General features: G+C 72.8%; 17 protein-coding genes. 1 reads left to right on the top strand and 16 read right to left on the bottom strand.

The window, feature by feature from the left end:
• Nucleotides 1-42: 42 nt before the first annotated feature.
• The 5 genes from pheA to FXF50_RS17345 all read right to left on the bottom strand — a co-directional run bounded on the left by pheA (nt 43) and on the right by FXF50_RS17345 (nt 3,497).
• On the bottom strand, nt 43-999 hold the full coding sequence (pheA, locus tag FXF50_RS17365; protein WP_148429067.1) for a prephenate dehydratase: 957 nt from the start codon (nt 997-999) through the stop codon (nt 43-45).
• A 10-nt stretch (nt 1,000-1,009) separates the two neighbouring features.
• On the bottom strand, nt 1,010-1,531 hold the full coding sequence (locus FXF50_RS17360) for a hypothetical protein (RefSeq protein ID WP_370464123.1): 522 nt from the start codon (nt 1,529-1,531) through the stop codon (nt 1,010-1,012).
• 82 nt (nt 1,532-1,613) lie between these two features.
• Nucleotides 1,614-2,003: an ACT domain-containing protein gene (locus FXF50_RS17355; protein ID WP_148429063.1), complete on the bottom strand. Its 390-nt coding sequence runs from the start codon at nt 2,001-2,003 to the stop codon at nt 1,614-1,616.
• 72 nt (nt 2,004-2,075) lie between these two features.
• Complete coding sequence (locus tag FXF50_RS17350) at nt 2,076-2,531, bottom strand: hypothetical protein (RefSeq protein WP_148429061.1); 456 nt, start codon at nt 2,529-2,531, stop codon at nt 2,076-2,078.
• A gap of 228 nt (nt 2,532-2,759) precedes the next feature.
• On the bottom strand, nt 2,760-3,497 hold the full coding sequence (locus FXF50_RS17345; protein WP_091316449.1) for a hypothetical protein: 738 nt from the start codon (nt 3,495-3,497) through the stop codon (nt 2,760-2,762).
• A gap of 163 nt (nt 3,498-3,660) precedes the next feature.
• Here FXF50_RS17345 and FXF50_RS17340 point away from each other — a divergent pair, with 163 nt between their 5' ends.
• A complete protein-coding gene (locus tag FXF50_RS17340; RefSeq protein WP_148429059.1) occupies nt 3,661-4,872 on the top strand; it encodes an arginine deiminase in 1,212 nt (403 codons plus the stop codon).
• Nucleotides 4,873-4,920: 48 nt separating this feature from the next.
• Here FXF50_RS17340 and FXF50_RS17335 read toward each other — a convergent pair whose 3' ends face one another.
• The 11 genes from FXF50_RS17335 to FXF50_RS17285 all read right to left on the bottom strand — a co-directional run bounded on the left by FXF50_RS17335 (nt 4,921) and on the right by FXF50_RS17285 (nt 15,982).
• Nucleotides 4,921-5,805 carry a DUF5926 family protein gene (locus FXF50_RS17335; RefSeq protein ID WP_148429057.1) on the bottom strand — a complete coding sequence of 295 codons (885 nt, stop codon included), beginning with the start codon at nt 5,803-5,805 and terminating at the stop codon, nt 4,921-4,923.
• Nucleotides 5,806-5,866: 61 nt separating this feature from the next.
• Complete coding sequence (locus FXF50_RS17330; RefSeq protein ID WP_187399716.1) at nt 5,867-6,283, bottom strand: ATP-binding protein; 417 nt, start codon at nt 6,281-6,283, stop codon at nt 5,867-5,869.
• 66 nt (nt 6,284-6,349) lie between these two features.
• A complete protein-coding gene (locus tag FXF50_RS17325; protein WP_148429053.1) occupies nt 6,350-7,804 on the bottom strand; it encodes a PAS domain-containing sensor histidine kinase in 1,455 nt (484 codons plus the stop codon).
• A gap of 77 nt (nt 7,805-7,881) precedes the next feature.
• A complete protein-coding gene (locus FXF50_RS17320; protein WP_148429051.1) occupies nt 7,882-8,673 on the bottom strand; it encodes a glycerophosphodiester phosphodiesterase family protein in 792 nt (263 codons plus the stop codon).
• A 14-nt stretch (nt 8,674-8,687) separates the two neighbouring features.
• On the bottom strand, nt 8,688-9,023 hold the full coding sequence (locus FXF50_RS17315) for a rhodanese-like domain-containing protein (RefSeq protein ID WP_091316463.1): 336 nt from the start codon (nt 9,021-9,023) through the stop codon (nt 8,688-8,690).
• Nucleotides 9,024-9,051: 28 nt separating this feature from the next.
• Nucleotides 9,052-9,969 (bottom strand): LCP family protein, encoded by a 918-nt coding sequence (locus FXF50_RS17310; RefSeq protein ID WP_255510085.1) that lies wholly within the window; start codon nt 9,967-9,969, stop codon nt 9,052-9,054.
• Nucleotides 9,970-10,177: 208 nt separating this feature from the next.
• A complete protein-coding gene (locus tag FXF50_RS17305; RefSeq protein WP_148429047.1) occupies nt 10,178-11,383 on the bottom strand; it encodes an LCP family protein in 1,206 nt (401 codons plus the stop codon).
• Between the two features lie 209 nt (nt 11,384-11,592).
• Nucleotides 11,593-12,837 carry an LCP family protein gene (locus FXF50_RS17300; RefSeq protein ID WP_148429045.1) on the bottom strand — a complete coding sequence of 415 codons (1,245 nt, stop codon included), beginning with the start codon at nt 12,835-12,837 and terminating at the stop codon, nt 11,593-11,595.
• A gap of 74 nt (nt 12,838-12,911) precedes the next feature.
• A complete protein-coding gene (locus FXF50_RS17295) occupies nt 12,912-13,892 on the bottom strand; it encodes an NAD-dependent epimerase/dehydratase family protein (RefSeq protein ID WP_091316474.1) in 981 nt (326 codons plus the stop codon).
• 70 nt (nt 13,893-13,962) lie between these two features.
• Nucleotides 13,963-15,636, bottom strand: coding sequence for a cation acetate symporter (locus tag FXF50_RS17290; protein WP_148429043.1), 1,674 nt, complete (start codon nt 15,634-15,636; stop codon nt 13,963-13,965).
• Nucleotides 15,614-15,982, bottom strand: coding sequence for a DUF485 domain-containing protein (locus tag FXF50_RS17285; RefSeq protein WP_148429042.1), 369 nt, complete (start codon nt 15,980-15,982; stop codon nt 15,614-15,616). Before FXF50_RS17285 ends, FXF50_RS17290 begins: the two co-directional genes overlap by 23 nt.
• Between the last annotated feature and the right edge of the window lie 25 nt (nt 15,983-16,007).

Genomic DNA, 16,007 nt, shown 5'->3' with positions numbered 1-16,007 from the left:
CGCCCGGTGCGTGGGGCGCCCGCTCGGGCGCCCCGCCCACCGTCAGCTCAGCTCGCCGGCGCGCAGCCGGGACAGCCAGGCCGCCGCGTCCGCGTAGTCGGCGTCGGAGAGGCCGGCCGGCGCGGGGACCGGACGGTCGCTCGCCGCCGGGTTCCAGCGGTGCCGGGGGTACGAGCCGAGGAAGCGCACGTCCGCGCAGACCCGGCGCAGCCCCTGCAACGCCTCGCCGAGGCGTACGTCGGCGACGTGCCCGGTGCAGTCGAGGAAGAACACGTACCGGCCGAGCGCCTCGCCGGTCGGGCGGGACTCGATCCGGCTCAGGTTGACCCCGCGCGTGGCGAACTCCGTGAGCACCGACAGCAGCGCGCCGACCCGGTCGTGCGCGATGTAGACCGCCAGCGAGGTGACGTCGTCGCCGGTCGGCGGCGGGGGCGGGCCGGGGCGGGAGACCAGCGCGAACCGGGTCACCGCGTCCGGGTGGTCGGCGATCTTGTCGGCGAGCACGGTCAGCCGGTGCCGGGTGGCCCCGATCGGGGCGCAGATGGCGGCGTCGTGCTCGCCGCTCGCGGCGCCCGCCGCGGCGGCGCCGTTGGAGAGCACGTCGACCACGGTGGCATCGGGCAGGTGGTCGCGGAGCCAGCCCCGGCACTGGGTGGACGCCTGCGGGTGGGCGGCCACGCTGCGCACGTCGGCCAGCGCGATCCCGGTGCGGGCGGCGAGCACGAACTCGACCGGCAGGATCACCTCGCGGGTGATCACCAGCGGCTCCCCCTCGGCCAGCTCGTCCAGGGTCACCCCGACCGCGCCGCCGATGGAGTTCTCCAGCGGCACGAGCGCCGCGTCCGCCTCCCCGGCCCGTACGGCGTCCAGCGCCTCGCCCACGCTGCGCGCCGGTGTGCGGTCACCCCGCTCGGCGGCGGGGACGGTGCGCAGCGCCTGCTCGGCGAAGGTGCCCTCGGGACCCAGGTAGACGAAGCGGGTCGGCGGTGTTCCCGGCATGTCGACCAGACTACGCACCCGGGGTGCCGTCGCAGGCCAGGGTCCGGATGCCGGACGGGGCGGCGACGCGTACCTCCACGCCGCAGACGTCCGTGCCGGCGGTCACCAGCTCCAGCGCGGCGGGCCGGCCCCGGGTGACCACCTGGAGCTCCTCGTGCCCGCTCACCGCCAGCACCGTGTACTGCCAGTCCTCCGCGCAGAGCGGCCCGGTCCGCACCGTGACCCGGACGTCCCGGGGCAGCACGCGGGCCGAGCCGCGCAGCAGGGCGACCACCCGGTCGCCGGAGGGGCCGGACCGGCAGGGCGTGGCGGTCGGGTCCGGCATCGGCACTGTGCGGGTGGGCCGGGTCGGGGTCACCGGTGCGGCCGGCGTCGGGCTGGAGGTGGGGGTGGCGGAGGCGGTCGGCGCGATGGTCGCGGACGCGATGGGGTGGCGCAGCTCGGGCGGCGCCCCGCAGCCGGCGAGGGCGAGCAGGGCGGCCAGCGCCACCGGGAGGTGTCGGCGGGCGGGGCGGGGCGGGGTGCAGGGCACGGTGCGATCCTCGGCATCGAGGGACGTCGTCATGGCCGGTCGGCCGAGCCCATCGTAGGAGGATCACCCGATCGGGTGAAGGTCACTTGTGGACCCGGTGCCCGGCGCGCTCCAGTGCGCTGGTCGCCTCGGCCAGCCGCACGGTGGGCACCAGCACGTGGTCGGTGTCGTACGTGGAGAAGGCCACCACGTCGACCCGGGCCCGGGTGAGCGGGTCGACCAGGGCGGCGAGCGTGCCGGTGACCGCCGCGTCCAGCGGGCCGACCAGCCGCAGGCAGCGCCATTCGGTCTCCACGTCCGCCCCGGCGGGCGCCCGCTCGGCGGGGCAGATCACCGAGACGCCGTCGGCGGTCCAGCTCACCGTCACCACGTCGCGGCCGGCCAGCGCGCCCCAGAGCCGTGGGGGCAGCACGGTGCCGGCCGGCAGGCGGCACACGGCGTACTCGCCCGGCAGCAGAGCGACATCGAGCATGAGGGCACCCTAAGGTCTCGGCGCGTCAGGGGCCCAGCACCGCCCGGTGCGGCGAGCGCCACACGTCGCAGGTCAGACGGCTGAGAAGAAGGTGAGCGAGCCGGCCACCTCGCCGTCGGCGAGCACCGGCGTGGAGATGGCGTCCACCGTCGTGCCGGCGTCGGCGCCGGGCCCCTGGACCCGGAGCAGGCCCCGGGCCAGCCGGCCGGAGAGCAGCGCGAGCAGCGGCGGGATCTTGTCGGTCTCCTGCTCGGTCAGCTCGCTCGGGCTGGCGGTGAAGTCGACCAGGCGCAGGCCGCCCTCCAGCAGCGGCCGGCCGATGACGTCCTCGGGGGCGCCGAGACAGAGCAGCTCGCAGCCGGACGAGGAGATCGCCACCACGGTGGTGTCGGCGTCGATGAGCAGGCAGGGCTCGGCGGCCCGGGACACCGTGCCGGACCACTGCCCGAAGTTGTCGGACTCCTGCTCGGTCGGTGTCCCCGCCACGGGCACGAACACTTCCGAGAGCGAGAGCTCGACGTGGGCCACCGCGCCTCCTATGTACACCGACGGTCTGTCCACGCTAGCCGGTCGTCTCGACGACCGCCCGACCGCGCTGCGTCCGGTCACCGGAGCCGCACGGGGATCCGAGCGCTCGAAGGGGACCGGGGGACAGGGGTCGGTGCGACGGGTGCCCGGTGTCGGGCGGCCGGCGACGGCGCGGGCCGACGGGACCACCGGGGCGGAGCCGCGGACCGCGTGGCGTCGCCGGAGACGTTACCGGCGGGCGGCCCGCTTGTCAGCGGCCGTTCGGCCCTCCTCGTACCACCGGTAGTCGGCCGCTGGACGGTACGTGCCGTTGAGCCACGTCGACGGGGCCTGGGCGACACGGGAGAGCTTCTCGGCGGTGGCCGGACTGATCCGGTTGCCGCCCGCCACGAGCAGGCGGTCCAGCTCCCGGTGGGTGGCCATGAGGCAGTCCTTGGGCAGGCCGTAGACGCTGATGACCCCGGAGCCGACGAAGGTCAGCACCGGGGTCACCGGGATCGGCAGGCCGACGGCGTCGGAGAGGGCCTTGGCGGCCCGCTTGGCGTCGCGGCGGGCCTCGGCCACATAGGGCGGACGCTTGCCGTTGATCTGCACGACGTCGCCCGCGACGAGCACCCGGGCCCGGCCGTGGTCGGCGACGGTGACCGCGAAGAGCCCGCTCGGCCCGATGGCGAGGAAGCCGGCCCGCTCGTCCTGCGTGCGGTCGAGGAGCACGTCCGCAGCGTCCGTGCGGGGCCACTCGATGACGTGCCAGGCGGGGCCGAGGTGGTCGAGTTGGCCGAGGGCGCGGGCCCCGGCCGCCTCCAACCGGCGGGCCCCCCGCTCGGCCCGGCGGCGGCGGGCCCACTCCAGCGGAGTGGGACGGGCCGGCTCGAGCACCGAGGTGGACTCGACCCGGGGATGCGGCACCGAGACGGGCGGCAGTGCCCGGGTCGGTACGGCTCGGCGAGCGGGAAAGACAGTCATCGCGACCTCCGGCAAAAGGTCTCTCGAAGTTATGTCTCCACTACCCTACGTTGCGCACCCCGGTGCTCGGCAAGTTGGAGCGCCGGAATGAGTGCGGATGAATGCCATATTCATTCACACTTCTTTTCCCGGATGGTGCGGAACCCTGCCCTACGCTGCGAGGGTGACCCACTACGTGGACAGCGAGGTCGGTCGGCTCGGCACGGTGCTGCTGCACCGCCCGGGGCCGGAACTCGCCCGCCTCACCCCACGCAACAACGACTCCCTGCTCTTCGACGCTATCCCATGGGTGGGTCGGGCGCAGGAGGAGCACGACGCCTTCGCGGCGGCTCTGCGGTCCCGCGGTGTGGAGGTGCTCTACCTGGCCACCCTGCTGGCCGAGACCCTCGCCGTGCCGGACGCGCGGGCCGAGCTGACCGATCTGGTGCTCCGCTCGCCCCGGCTGGGCGACACCCTGCGCCGCCGGGTCGCCGACCAGCTCACCTACCTCGACCCGGCCGCCCTGGCCGACGTGTTCGTGGCCGGGCTCGCCCACGAGGAGGTGCGGATCGGCCCGGACCGCCCCGGCGGTCTGGTCTGGACGCTGATGGACCGGCACGACTTCGTCATCGATCCGCTGCCCAACCTGCTCTTCACCCGCGACTCGTCGCTCTGGATCGGCGACCGGGTGGGTGTGACCAGCCTGGCCATGCCGGCCCGCCGCCGCGAGACCACGCTGACCGACGCGATCTACCGCTACCACCCGCGCTTCGTCGGCACCGAGTTCGTCTACCACCCCGAGCTGGAGCACCTGGAGGGTGGCGACGTGCTGCTGCTCGCGCCGGGGGTGCTCGCCGTCGGCGTGGGCGAGCGCACCACGCCGGCCGGCGCGGAGCGGCTGGCCCGGCAGGTCTTCGCCGCCGGGCTCGCGCACACCATCCTGGTGGTGCCGATCGCCCAGGAACGGGCCACCATGCACCTGGACACGGTCTGCACGATGGTCGACGTCGACGCCGTCCTGATGTACCCGAACATCGCCAGCGAGCTGTCCGCGTACACGGTCATCGCCGGCGCGGACGGCGAGGACCCGCGGGTCGACGGCCCGGCGCCGTTCCTGCGGGCCGCCGCCGACGCCATGGACCTCGACCAGCTGCGCGTGATCGACACCGGTCTCGACCCGGTGACCGCCGAACGGGAGCAGTGGGACGACGGCAACAACACCCTCGCCCTGGCGCCGCGGCTCTGCGTCGGCTACGAGCGGAACGTGGAGACCAACGCCCAGCTGGAGCGGGCCGGCATCGAGGTGATCGCCATCGCGGGTTCGGAGCTGGGCTCCGGCCGGGGCGGACCGCGCTGCATGTCCTGCCCGCTGGTCCGCGAACCGCTGCGCCGATGAACGGCGACGGGCCCCGGTCACCGACCGGGGCCCGCGACGCAGATCGGGTCAGCGCAGGGTGAGCTGGCGGCCGAGCAGGCCCTGGCGGGCCCGGCGCCCGGCGGCGTCCAGCGGCTCCCGCTCCTCCAGCGCCTCGGCGTACCGCTTGGCGAACCCGGTCACCGGCTCCTCCCAGTCGGCGGCCGGCGCGTCCTCGGGCAGGTCCCACACCGGCACCAGGCGGCCGTGCGCCCGGAACATGCCGGCGAACCGGGTGTTGTCGCCCAGGGTCAGGGTGCCGGCCGCGCTCAGCCGGGACAGCGCGTCCAGCGCCACGTCCTCGTCCTCCGGCAGCACCCAGCGCACGTGCGCCTTCTCCGGCACCTGGCACCAGTACGCGGCCCGCGCCGCGGCCAGCTTCACCGTCGGGTAGATCGCGGCGTTGGCCCGCTCCAGGGACGCCTGCACGTTCGGGTCGTCGGCGGCGCCCGGGTCGAGCCAGAACTCGAACCCCTCGTGCATGCTGATCTCCAGCGGGCCGTCCACCAGGATGTCCTGGAGGCGGGGGCCCGGCCCCGGCAGCGGCGGCACGCTGACCTGGCCACCCGGCTCGGTGCGCAGCGCGCAGAGCAGCGCGTCGGCCAGGTCCCGGGACACGTCGCCGGACTGCTGGTGCCGCTGGAGGCCGATGAAGACCCGCCCGTCCGGCTTGGTCATCGCCGGGGCGGCCATCGGCAGCACGGTGGCCAGGGTGACCGGGCGGTCGCCGTGCTCCTCGACCAGTTCGGGGGTCAGCCGCAGCGGCGCGGAGGCGGCCGGCACCAGCTCGCGCAGGGCGATCCACTCCGGCTCGTCGACCAGGCCCTCGAACGGTCGGGGCACGAAGACGTCGCGCACCTTCTCCCGCTTCGGGGTGGCTTCGGCGGCCCGCTGGCTCTTTCGACGCTTGCTCACGGCGAGACAGCCTAGATGCCGGGACCGACGGCCGTGGGCGCAACCCGCCTCCCCGGTCGGCTCAACCGGCCACGACCAGGTCCGACCGGGTCGCGCCCGCCGGGTCGAACTCCGCCCAGACGCTCTGGCCCAGGCCGTCCCGCTCGACCCCCCAGCGGCTCGCCAGCCCGGAGATGATGTGCAGGCCGCGCCCGTCGGCGGCGTCCGGGGCGGCGATCCGCATCAGCGGGCCGGAGGCGCCGCCGCCGTCGGTGACGCGGAGCTGGACGGTCTGCCCACCGGCCGTCGGCCGCAGCCGCCAGGCCACCCGGACCACGCCCCCGGGCAGCGGGTCGGCGTGCCGCACGGCGTTGCCGACCAGCTCGGCGAGGACCGCGACCAGGTCGGCCAGCAGGGTCGGGGGTACGACGTCGGCCAGCTCGTCGGCGAGCCGGTGCCGGGCCAGGCGCGCGCCGGTGGCGTGGTGGGGCACCACCACGCACCACGATCGTTCGGCCGAACCCGTCGACACCGTCGTTCCTTCCCACCCCCGTGCGGGCCGGGTTCACCCCCGTGGCAGCCGCACCTCTGCGACGGTACCCCCACCGGCTCTCGGTCGGAGGGATACCCATCCATTCTGCTGTTCAACGATCTGCCGGACGAGATAGAGCCCCAGACCGGCCCCCGGGTAGCGCCGCCGGTCGCCGGACTCCCCCTGCCAGAACCGGTCGAACGCCCGCTCCACGTGCTCCGGCCGGATGCCGATGCCCCGGTCGGCGACCCGGAAGGAGACGGTCCGCTCGTTGGCCTCGGCGCAGACCTCGATCGGGGTGTCCGGCAGCGAGTACTTGCCGGCGTTGGTGCTCAGCTCGGTGAGCACGGTGGCCAGGCTGTGCCGGTCGCCGAGCGCCTTGGGCAGGTCGGCCGGCAGGTCGAGGACGATCCGGTGGCGGACGTCCGCCGGCAGGTCGGGCACCGCCGCCCGCAGCGCGTCGCCCAGGTCGAACGGGGCGGCCGGCTGGCCGCCGGGGCGGTTCTCGGTGGCGGCGGTGAGCAGCCGGTCGACCAGCCGGGCCAGCTCGTTGGCGCGCTGCCCGATGATCCGGGCGGCCTGCCGCCGGTCGTCGTCGCTGAGCGACTCCCAGTGGTCGGTGAGGGTGTCCGCGTACCCCTTGATCACGGTGACCGGGGTGCGCAGCTCGTGGCTGGTCACCGCCACGAAGAGGTCCCGGTCGTGGTCGCGCCGCTGCTGGTCGGTGATGTCGCGGAAGGTGACCACCCGCAGCGTGCCCGGCCCGGGCAGCTCGCCGGAGGTGATCCGCAGCCAGCGGCCGTCCGGCAGCCGGTGGTCGAGCACCTGCCCGGACGGGGGGAGCGGGAACGGCAGCGGCCGGCTCAGCGCCTCGCCGGCCGGCCGGCCGGTCACCTGGGCGGCTGCCGGGTTCCAGAGCCGGACGTGGTGGTCGCGGTCGACCACCGCCAGGCCGTCGGCGAGCGCGGCCACCACCGGGCCGTCGCCGTGCACCGGCAGGCCGGTCTGGTCGCCGTACATGTGGGCGATGCAGGCCGCCACGTAGCCCACCACGGCCCGCTGGGAGGCGTCCAGCGGCTCATCCCCCGGATAGAAGGCGTGCAGGCTGCCGACGGTCAGGCCGCCGATCTCGGCGCGCGCCAGGATCATCCGGCGCAGCCCGCGTGCGGTGAGCTCGTCGGCGATCGCGCCGGGGATCGCGTCGACCCCGACCTCGCGCACCGGCGGGCCGGAGAGCAGGCAGACGGTGGCCGGGTGGGTGGCCGGCAGCGGGCGGCCCGTGACGAAGTCGGCGCTGCCGGTCGCCGCGATCACCCGGCCGCCGGCGGGGGCGAACTCCACGAACACCAGGCCGGCCGCGCCGACGGCCGGCTCGACCTCGCGGAGCAGCCGGGTGAGCACGGCCAGCCCGGACTCACCCGAATTGATCATCTTGATCACGCTGGTGTGGCCGGCGATGAGGGCGGTGAAGTCGGTTCGCTCCGGCATGTCCCGAGTGTGCCGCGCCGCCCGTCCCGGGGACACCCCCGGCCGGGCTACCGCCCCCCCGGTCGGACCGGCCGGCCTCACCGGCCCAACCGGGCCAACGTCCGGGCGGGTCGGTCGGTGATCACCCCGTCCACCCCGGCGGTCAGCACCAGCTCCAGGTCCGCCGGCTCGTTCACGGTCCAGACGTAGACCTGGTTGCCGGCGGCCCGGAGCGCGGGGACGAGCTGCGGGCGGGCCCGGACCAGGCCGATCCCCGGCCCGGCGATCCGGGTGCCGAACGGCAGCCGGCCCAGCCGCAGCCAGCGCGGCAGCACCTCCAGCAGCAGCACCGTGGGCAGCGCCGGCGCCAGGTCGCGGATCCGGCGTACGGCCAGCGGGGAGAAGGACATCACGGTGACCCGGACCGGGTCGTCCGGGCCGGGCTCGGCCAGCCCGTACCGGCGCAGCACGGTGACCAGCCGGCGCTCGACGTCGCGGCCGTAGCGGGAGGGGTGCTTGGTCTCGATGAGCAGCCGGACCGGCCGCCCGGCGGCGAGCACCGCGTCGAGCAGCCGCTCCAGCGTGAGCAGCCGGGTGTGCGACTCGTCGAGCGGTTCGTCCCCGTCGCCCGCCGACCCGCCGGGGTGCCACGAGCCGAAGTCGAGCGCCTCCAGCTCGGCGAGCGTGCGCGCGCTGACCAGCCCGTGACCGTTGCTGGTCCGGTCCAGCCGGCGGTCGTGGACGCAGACCAGGTGCCCGTCGCGGGTCAGCCGGACGTCGCACTCCAGCCCGTCCGCACCCTCGTCGAGGGCGCGGAGGTAGGCGGCGAGCGTGTGCTCCGGCAGGTCGTGGGAGGCGCCGCGGTGCGCGAAGACCAGGGGGGTGGTCATGGCCGCGTCGCGCCTCAGGCGACCCGGCCCGGCTGCCCGTCGTCGGTGACCACGGGACGGCCGGCGGCGGCCCAGTCGCCCATCCCGCCCTCGACGTTGCGGACCTGGTCCCAGCCGTTGCGCATCAGGTACGCGACCACCTGCGCGGACCGCCCGCCCGAGCGGCAGATCACGGCCACCTCGCGGTCGTCCGGCACCTCGGCGATCCGGGCGGGCAGCTCGGTCATCGGCAGGTGGTGGGCGGTCGGCGCGTGGCCGGCGCCCCACTCGTCGTCCTCCCGGACGTCGAGGAGGTAGATGTCGTCGGGCACGGCCGACGCGGGCACGCTGGGAACCTGGGGTCCGAACACGGGTACCAAGCCTAGCGGCCCGGTCCGGTCAGAGCCGGTTGACCCAGCGGGGGTGGTCCCCGGCCCATTCCGGCATGCGCTTGCCGCGCAGCGCATCGAAGAGACCGCCGCCGCCGTTGTCGAGCACCACGTAGGAGACCTGGTCGATGGTCTGCGGGTAGGAGGGCACCTGGACCCCGTGCAGGGCGTCCGCGGGCAGCCCGCGCAGCGCGAGGAGCAGGTCCTCCAGGGGTACGCCGTTGCTGTCCAGGGTCAGCGCGCCGCCGACCGCCCGGAGCACCCGATCCAGCTTGACGGGGTCGCTGCGCAGGTGGGTCTCGCCGGCCTTGTCGAGCACCGCCCGGAGCATCTGCTGCTGGTGGCGCTGCCGGTCGTAGTCACCGTCGGGCAGGCCGTAGCGCTGCCGCACGTAGTCCAGCGTCCGGGCGCCGTTCATCTGCTGGCAGCCGGCGTCGAACAGGGTCTTCGTGTGGATCGACCGGACCGGGGTGTCGACGCACATCCGGATGCCGCCGAGCAGGTCGATGACCTGCTTGAAGCCGGAGAAGTCGACGAGCGCGGCGCCGTCGAAGCGCACCCCGGTGAGCCGGGTCAGGGTGGCGCTGAGCAGCCGGGCCCCGGCCTGGCCCCCGCCGCCGTGCTCGTACGCCGCGTTGACCTTGTCCTGGCCGCCGCCGAAGCCGGGCGCCGCCGGGATGGCGACCAGCAGGTCGCGCGGCACGGAGATCAGGTACGCCTGCCGCAGCCCGGCCGGCACGTGCACGATGAGGATGCTGTCCGAGCGCTGGTCCTCGGGGTTCGCGCCGGGCCGGTGGTCGGAGCCGATCAGCAGGTAGTTGAGCGGACCGGAGAGGTCGGTGCGCTTCTGCCGGGCGGACGCGTCGAGCAGTTGTTCCTTGGTGACCGTGCGGTCGTAGCGGTTGGTGAGCCAGTGCAGGCCGGCCACGCCGAGGGTGGCGAGCAGGAGCAGGGCGAGACCCGCGCCGAGCAGGAACCGGGACCAGCGGGCGGATCGGGTCCGCCCGCGTGCGTTCCGTGCTGGCCTGGACGTGACGTTCCCCCCGTAGCCGCGACATGAGACCCGCTCACGTCAGGCTACGGGGGGAACCGCCGGGCGGTGCCGCTTTCGCCGCGGCTACCGGCCGGTCACCAGGTCATTTGCGGGTGGACAGGACGCTCGGGTTCGACACCACGAAGTCCGCGAGCTTGTCCTTCTTCACCGCCTGGAACATCTCCATGGTCGTGTCGTTGAACTTCTCCCGGCCGTTGCCGGCGGTGCTGTAGGTGCCGCCGTTGGTCCGGAGGGTGACCAGGTCGTTCCCGCTGACGCCCTTGAGCGTGAAGATGAAGTCCGCGATCGGCACGCCGCCGGTGTCCAGGATGAAGGCCTTGCCCGCCGCCTTGATCAACGCGTTCAGCTTGATCGGGTTGGTCAGCATGCCCTTGTCGGTGGCCTTCTTCGCCATCGCCTTGATCAGCTGCTGCTGGTTCTGCTGGCGGTCGTAGTCGCTGTTCGGCAGGCCGTAGCGCTGGCGGGCGTAGTCGAGGGCCTCCCAGCCCTCCATCTCCTTGCAGCCCTTCTTGTGGAGCACCGGCTTGTAGGGCTTGCCGCTCTTCTTCGCGTCGGCGTTCCACATCGGCTTGCCCTCGACCATCGACATGTGGTGCGACGGCACCTCGTGGCTCACGCAGATCCGCACCGTGCCCAGGGCGTCGATCACGTTCTTGAAGCCGCCGAAGTTGATGATCGCGGCGCCGTCGAAGCTGATCCCGGTCATCGACTTGATCGTCTTGGCCATCAGCTGGGCGCCGCCCTCCCAGCCGCCACCGTTCTGCGCCCCGTGGAAGAAGGCGGCGTTGATCTTGTCGGTGCCGCCTCCGTAGCCGCTCTTCTCGAACGCCGGGATCTGCGCCTCGGTGTCCCGGGGGATGGAGATCAGGTAGGCCTGGTCGTGGCTGGCCGGGATGTGCAGGATGATGATCGTGTCCGAACGGACGTCGTCCGCGGCCCAGCGCTGCCGGGCGTCCACGCCGAGCAGCAGCATGTCGATCGGGCCGTCCAGGCTGTTGCCGCCCTCGGCGTCGCTCTTGCCCGCCTCACCGAGCAGGTTGCCCTGGTCGATGCTGTTGGTGGCCTGGCCGATCACCGCCTTGCTGCCGACGATCGCGAGGCCGCTGGTCATCATCAGGACGGCGCCGAAGATCACCGTGAGCTTGGCCCAGAGCGGGTCCTTGCGCTTGGTGCGCTTCTTCCCGCCGCCGGGGCCGCCGGGGCCGGGCTGCGTCGGGATGATCGGGGGAACCCGCCCGGGTGATCCGGGCTCCAGTGACTGAGGGCGACGGCTGGTCTGGACCGACATGCGTGCTCCAGCTCGGTGATCGGGGGCGGGACCACTGTACGTATCTGTTCCCGTTCTCGCGACCTCGTGCGAGGGCTAAGCCCGTCAATCTCGGCCAATGGCTCAGGGTTGTGGCCGAACGGCCAATTGAAATGATCCGGTCGGCGGTTGGCTCACTGTGGGACGAGCCTTGACCGCCGATCGGATGCGCCGCTATCGCGGGAGTGGCGTCAGCCGCCGCTCCCGTCGGTGTCCGTCTTCTGGTTGGCCTTCAGCCAGTCGGCCATGGTGTCCGCGGCGATGGCCTTGTACATCGCCAGCGCCTTCTCCCGGTCGGAGACCACCACCGACTGGCCGTCGATGGTCTGGCCGCCCAGGTTGGGGCTCGTGACGAAGGTCAGGTTCTCCCCACGCAGGCTCCGGAACTGCAGCGCCATGTCGCTCAACGAGAATCCCTGGTCGACCGTGACGGCGGCGGTGACCGCCTTGAGGAAATCGTTGAGCTTCCTGGGATTGGTCAATGTCCCGGTGCTGGCCGCCTTGTCCATGAGCGCCTTGAGGAACTCCTGCTGGTGACGCATCCGGGCGAAGTCGCCGTCCGGGAACTGCTTGCGCTGCCGGACCCAGTCCAGGGCCTCGGCGCCGTTCATGTGGTTCACGCCCTTGGTGAACGTCCGGTACGGCTTGTGGATCGAGGTGATGGTCCGCTCCACCTTGAGGTCCACGCCGCCCAGAGCGTCGGTGACCTCCTTGAAGCCGGCGAAGTCGATGGCCATCACGTGGTCGATCCGGACGTCGCTGAAGCACTCCACGGTCTTCACGGCGAGCGGCAGGCCACCGAAGGCGAAGGCGGCATTGATCTTGTTGCGGGAACCCGAGTCGCAGGACGCGCCGGCGTTCTCCGGGATCGGCACGTACAGGTCACGCGGAATGGAGACCAGGTAGGCGTGCTTGTGGTCGGCCGGGATGTGCATGACGATCAGCGTGTCCGCCCGCCACTTGCCGGCGGCGTCCACCTCGGCGTCGGGGTCCCGCGAGTCGCTGCCCACCAGCAGGATGTTCAACGCGCCCTCGACCTGCTTGGCCGGCCGGCCCCCGGTGATCTGGGAGAAGGGGTCGGTGCGGGCCAGGTCGCCGTTGAGGTTGCGGGCGTAGAGCCAGGCGCCGGCGCCGCCGAGCAGCGCCAGCACCAGCACGGCGACGCCGGCCACCAGGCCGATCCGTCCCCAGCGCGGACGGGGGCCGCGCCGGCCGGGACCGCCGGCGCCGCCACCCGGCCCGTCCGGGCCCGTCGGTCCACCCGGGCCGCCGGGCCCGCCGGAGCGCGGCTCCTCGTCGTACGAGGGGTACCAGCGGGCGTCGGTCGCGCGGGCACGCCCGCTGGTGCCCCGGCCGGAGCCGGGAACCTGGGCGCGGCCCGCGCTCCGGCTCAGGGGTGCGGGGAACGGGACGCCGGCAGACGAGGTCGCTGACATGTAACCGAGGGTAGGTCGGTCGAGCCACCCGTGCCCTGAGGCGCAGCCGGGTGTCAGCCTCCTCCCAGCGGGACTCAGTACCCTAGCCGGCCGCGGAAATACTCGATCGTGCGTCGGAGACCGTCTTCGGGCGCCACGGTGGGCTCGTATCCCAGCAGCTCACGGGCGAGGGTCAGATCGGGGCGGCGCATCTCCGGATCGTCGGCGGAGCGGGTGATGTAGCTCACCTCGGAGCTGCTTCCGGTGAGTGACACGATCGTCTCGGCCAGTTGCCGCATCGACATCTCGTGCTCGGTGCCGCAGTTGATCGGGCCGGTCTCGGTCGAGTCGAGCAGCAGCAGGATGCCCCGCACCAGGTCGTCGACGTAGCAGATGGACCGGGTCTGGTTGCCGGTGCCGTGCACGGTGATCGGCTCGCCGCGCAGCGCCTGGGAGATGAAGGTCGGGATGGCCCGGCCGTCGTCGGGCCGCATCCGCGGGCCGTAGGTGTTGAAGATCCGGACGATCGCGGTGTCGGTGCCCCGGCTGCGGTGGTAGGCCATGGTGGCCGCCTCCGAGAAGCGCTTCGCCTCGTCGTAGACGCTCCGGATGCCGATCGGGTTGACGTTGCCCCAGTACGTCTCGCGCTGCGGGTGCTCCTTCGGGTCCCCGTACGCCTCGGAGGTGGAGGCCATCAGGAACCGGGCGCCGTCGGCGGTGGCCCGCTCCAGCAGGTGCAGGGTGGCCACCGAGCCGACCCGCAGGATCTCCACCGGCAGCTTCTCGAAGTCGGTGGGGCTGGCCGGGGAGGCCATGTGCAGGATCGCGTCGAACCGCTCGGCCATCGCCGGGTGGTCGGTCGGCAGCCCCTCGGAGATGTCCGCCTCGACCAGCGAGAAGGTCGGCTTCTCGAGCAGGTGCGCGATGTTGTCCTTGGAGCCGGTGACGAAGTTGTCCAGCACCACGACCGTGCAGTCGCGCTCGATGAGCCGGTCGACCAGGTGCGACGGGACGAAGCCGGCGCCGCCGGTGACGAGGATGCGATGTCCGGAGCCGAAGCGGGGAGCGACCTTCATGCGGGCCAGCCTACTCAAACCGGTGGGCCGGAGCCGACGACGGCTCCGGCCCACCGGGGTGGGGGTGTGGTCAGTGCGCGCCCGCGCCGGTGAGCGAGCGCACCTCCAACTCGGCGTACTTCTCCTCGTCGTGCTCCTTCGACAGCAGCGTGCCGATCCAGCCGCAGAGGAAGCCGAACGGGATCGAGATGATGCCCGGGTTCGACAGCGGGAACCAGTGCCAGTCGTGGTCGGGGAACATGGCCGTCGGCGCCCCGGAGACGACCGGGGAGAAGAAGACCAGCACCACGGCGGCGAGCAGGCCGCCGTAGATGGCCCAGACCGCGCCGGAGGTGTTGAACCGCCGCCAGAACAGGCTGTAGAGGATCGCCGGCAGGTTGCCGGAGGCGGCGACCGCGAACGCGAGCGCCACCAGGAACGCCACGTTGAGCTTCTGCGCGAAGATCGACAGCACGATGGAGGCCAGGCCGATCACCAGGGCGGAGATCCGGGCGACGGTCACCTCCTGCCGCTCCGACGCCTGCCCGTTCTTCAGCACGTTGGCGTAGAAGTCGTGCGCCAGGCTCGACGACGACGCCAGGGTGAGCCCGGCGACCACCGCCAGGATCGTGGCGAAGGCCACCGCCGCGATGATCGCCAGCAGCGTCGCCCCGCCCAGGTTCCCGCCGAAGAAGTCCTTGCCGAGCGCCTCGGCGAGCTGCGGCGCGGCCGTGTTGCCGGCCTTGTCCTGCGCGGTGATCGCCTTGCCGCCGACCAGCGCCGCCGCGCCGAAGCCGAGGGCGAGGGTCAACAGGTAGAAGGTGCCGATGATCCCGATGGCCCAGAGCACGCTCTTCCGGGCCGCCTTCGCGGTCGGCACGGTGTAGAAGCGGATCAGGATGTGCGGCAGGCCGGCGGTGCCGAGCACCAGCGCGATACCCAGCGAGAGCAGGTCCATCTTGCTGTAGAAGGTCTTCAGCGCGTCGCCTTGTGTCTCGACGCCGTAGCGCAACCCGGGTTCGAGGAAGGCGGCTCCCTTGCCCGACGCGTCGGCCGCGTCGCCGAGCAGCGAGGACAGGTTGAACTTGTACTTGGCCAGCACCAGCAGGGTCATCACGATCGCGCCGGTCATCAGCAGGAACGCCTTGACGATCTGGACGTACGTGGTGCCCTTCATCCCGCCGACCGTGACGTAGATGATCATCAGGGCACCGACCAGGAAGATCGTCGCGGCCTTCGCGGTGTCGGCGTCCATGCCCAGGAACGTCGTGCCGGGCTTGATGCCGAGCAGCAGCGCGACCAGCGCGCCCGCACCGACCATCTGGGCCAGCAGGTAGAAGATCGACACCGTGATGGTGGAGACCGCGGCCGCGGTCCGGACCGGGCCCTGGCGCATCCGGAAGGCCAGCACGTCGGCCATCGTGTACCGGCCGGAGTTGCGCAGCAGTTCGGCGACGAGCAGCAGCGCCACCAGCCACGCGACCAGGAAGCCGATCGAGTAGAGGAAGCCGTCGTAGCCGTACAGGGCGATGATGCCGGCGATGCCCAGGAAGGACGCGGCCGACATGTAGTCGCCGCCGATCGCCATGCCGTTCTGGAAGCCGGAGAAGGACCGGCCACCCGCGTAGAAGTCGGTGGCGGTCTTGGTCTGCCGGCTGGCCCAGACGGTGATCGCCAGCGTGATAGCCACGAAGACCAGGAACAGCGTGATGGTCAGGTTCCGGGCCGTGGTGCCGCCCGCCTCAGCCGCGAGGACCGTGCTCATGGGTCACCTCCCCCATCTCGGCGCGGAGCCGGTCGGCGACCGGGTCGATCTTCCGGTCGGCGAACCGCGAGTAGAGCCAGGCGATGACGAACGTGGAGACGAACTGGAGCAGGCCGAAGACCAGGGCGACGTTGATGTTGCCGACCAGCTTCGTGCCCATGAAACCCCGCGCGTACGCGGAGAGGATGACGTAGAGCGCGTACCACAGGAAGAACGCGACGGTCATCGGGAAGACGAAGCCGCGCAGCGCGCGCCGCAACCCGGCGAACTCGTCCGACCGCTGGACGGCGAGGTACCGTTCCGCCGCCGACTCGGCGGGTGCGGACGCGGGTGTGTCCGTGGACATCTGTGGATCACCACCTTCGCAGGCG

Source organism: Micromonospora sp. AP08, from assembly GCF_008085935.1.
Lineage (GTDB): Bacteria > Actinomycetota > Actinomycetes > Mycobacteriales > Micromonosporaceae > Micromonospora > Micromonospora chersina.
The sequence above is the reverse complement of the archived record's forward strand: the minus strand, read 5'-3'. Positions and strand labels throughout refer to the sequence as shown.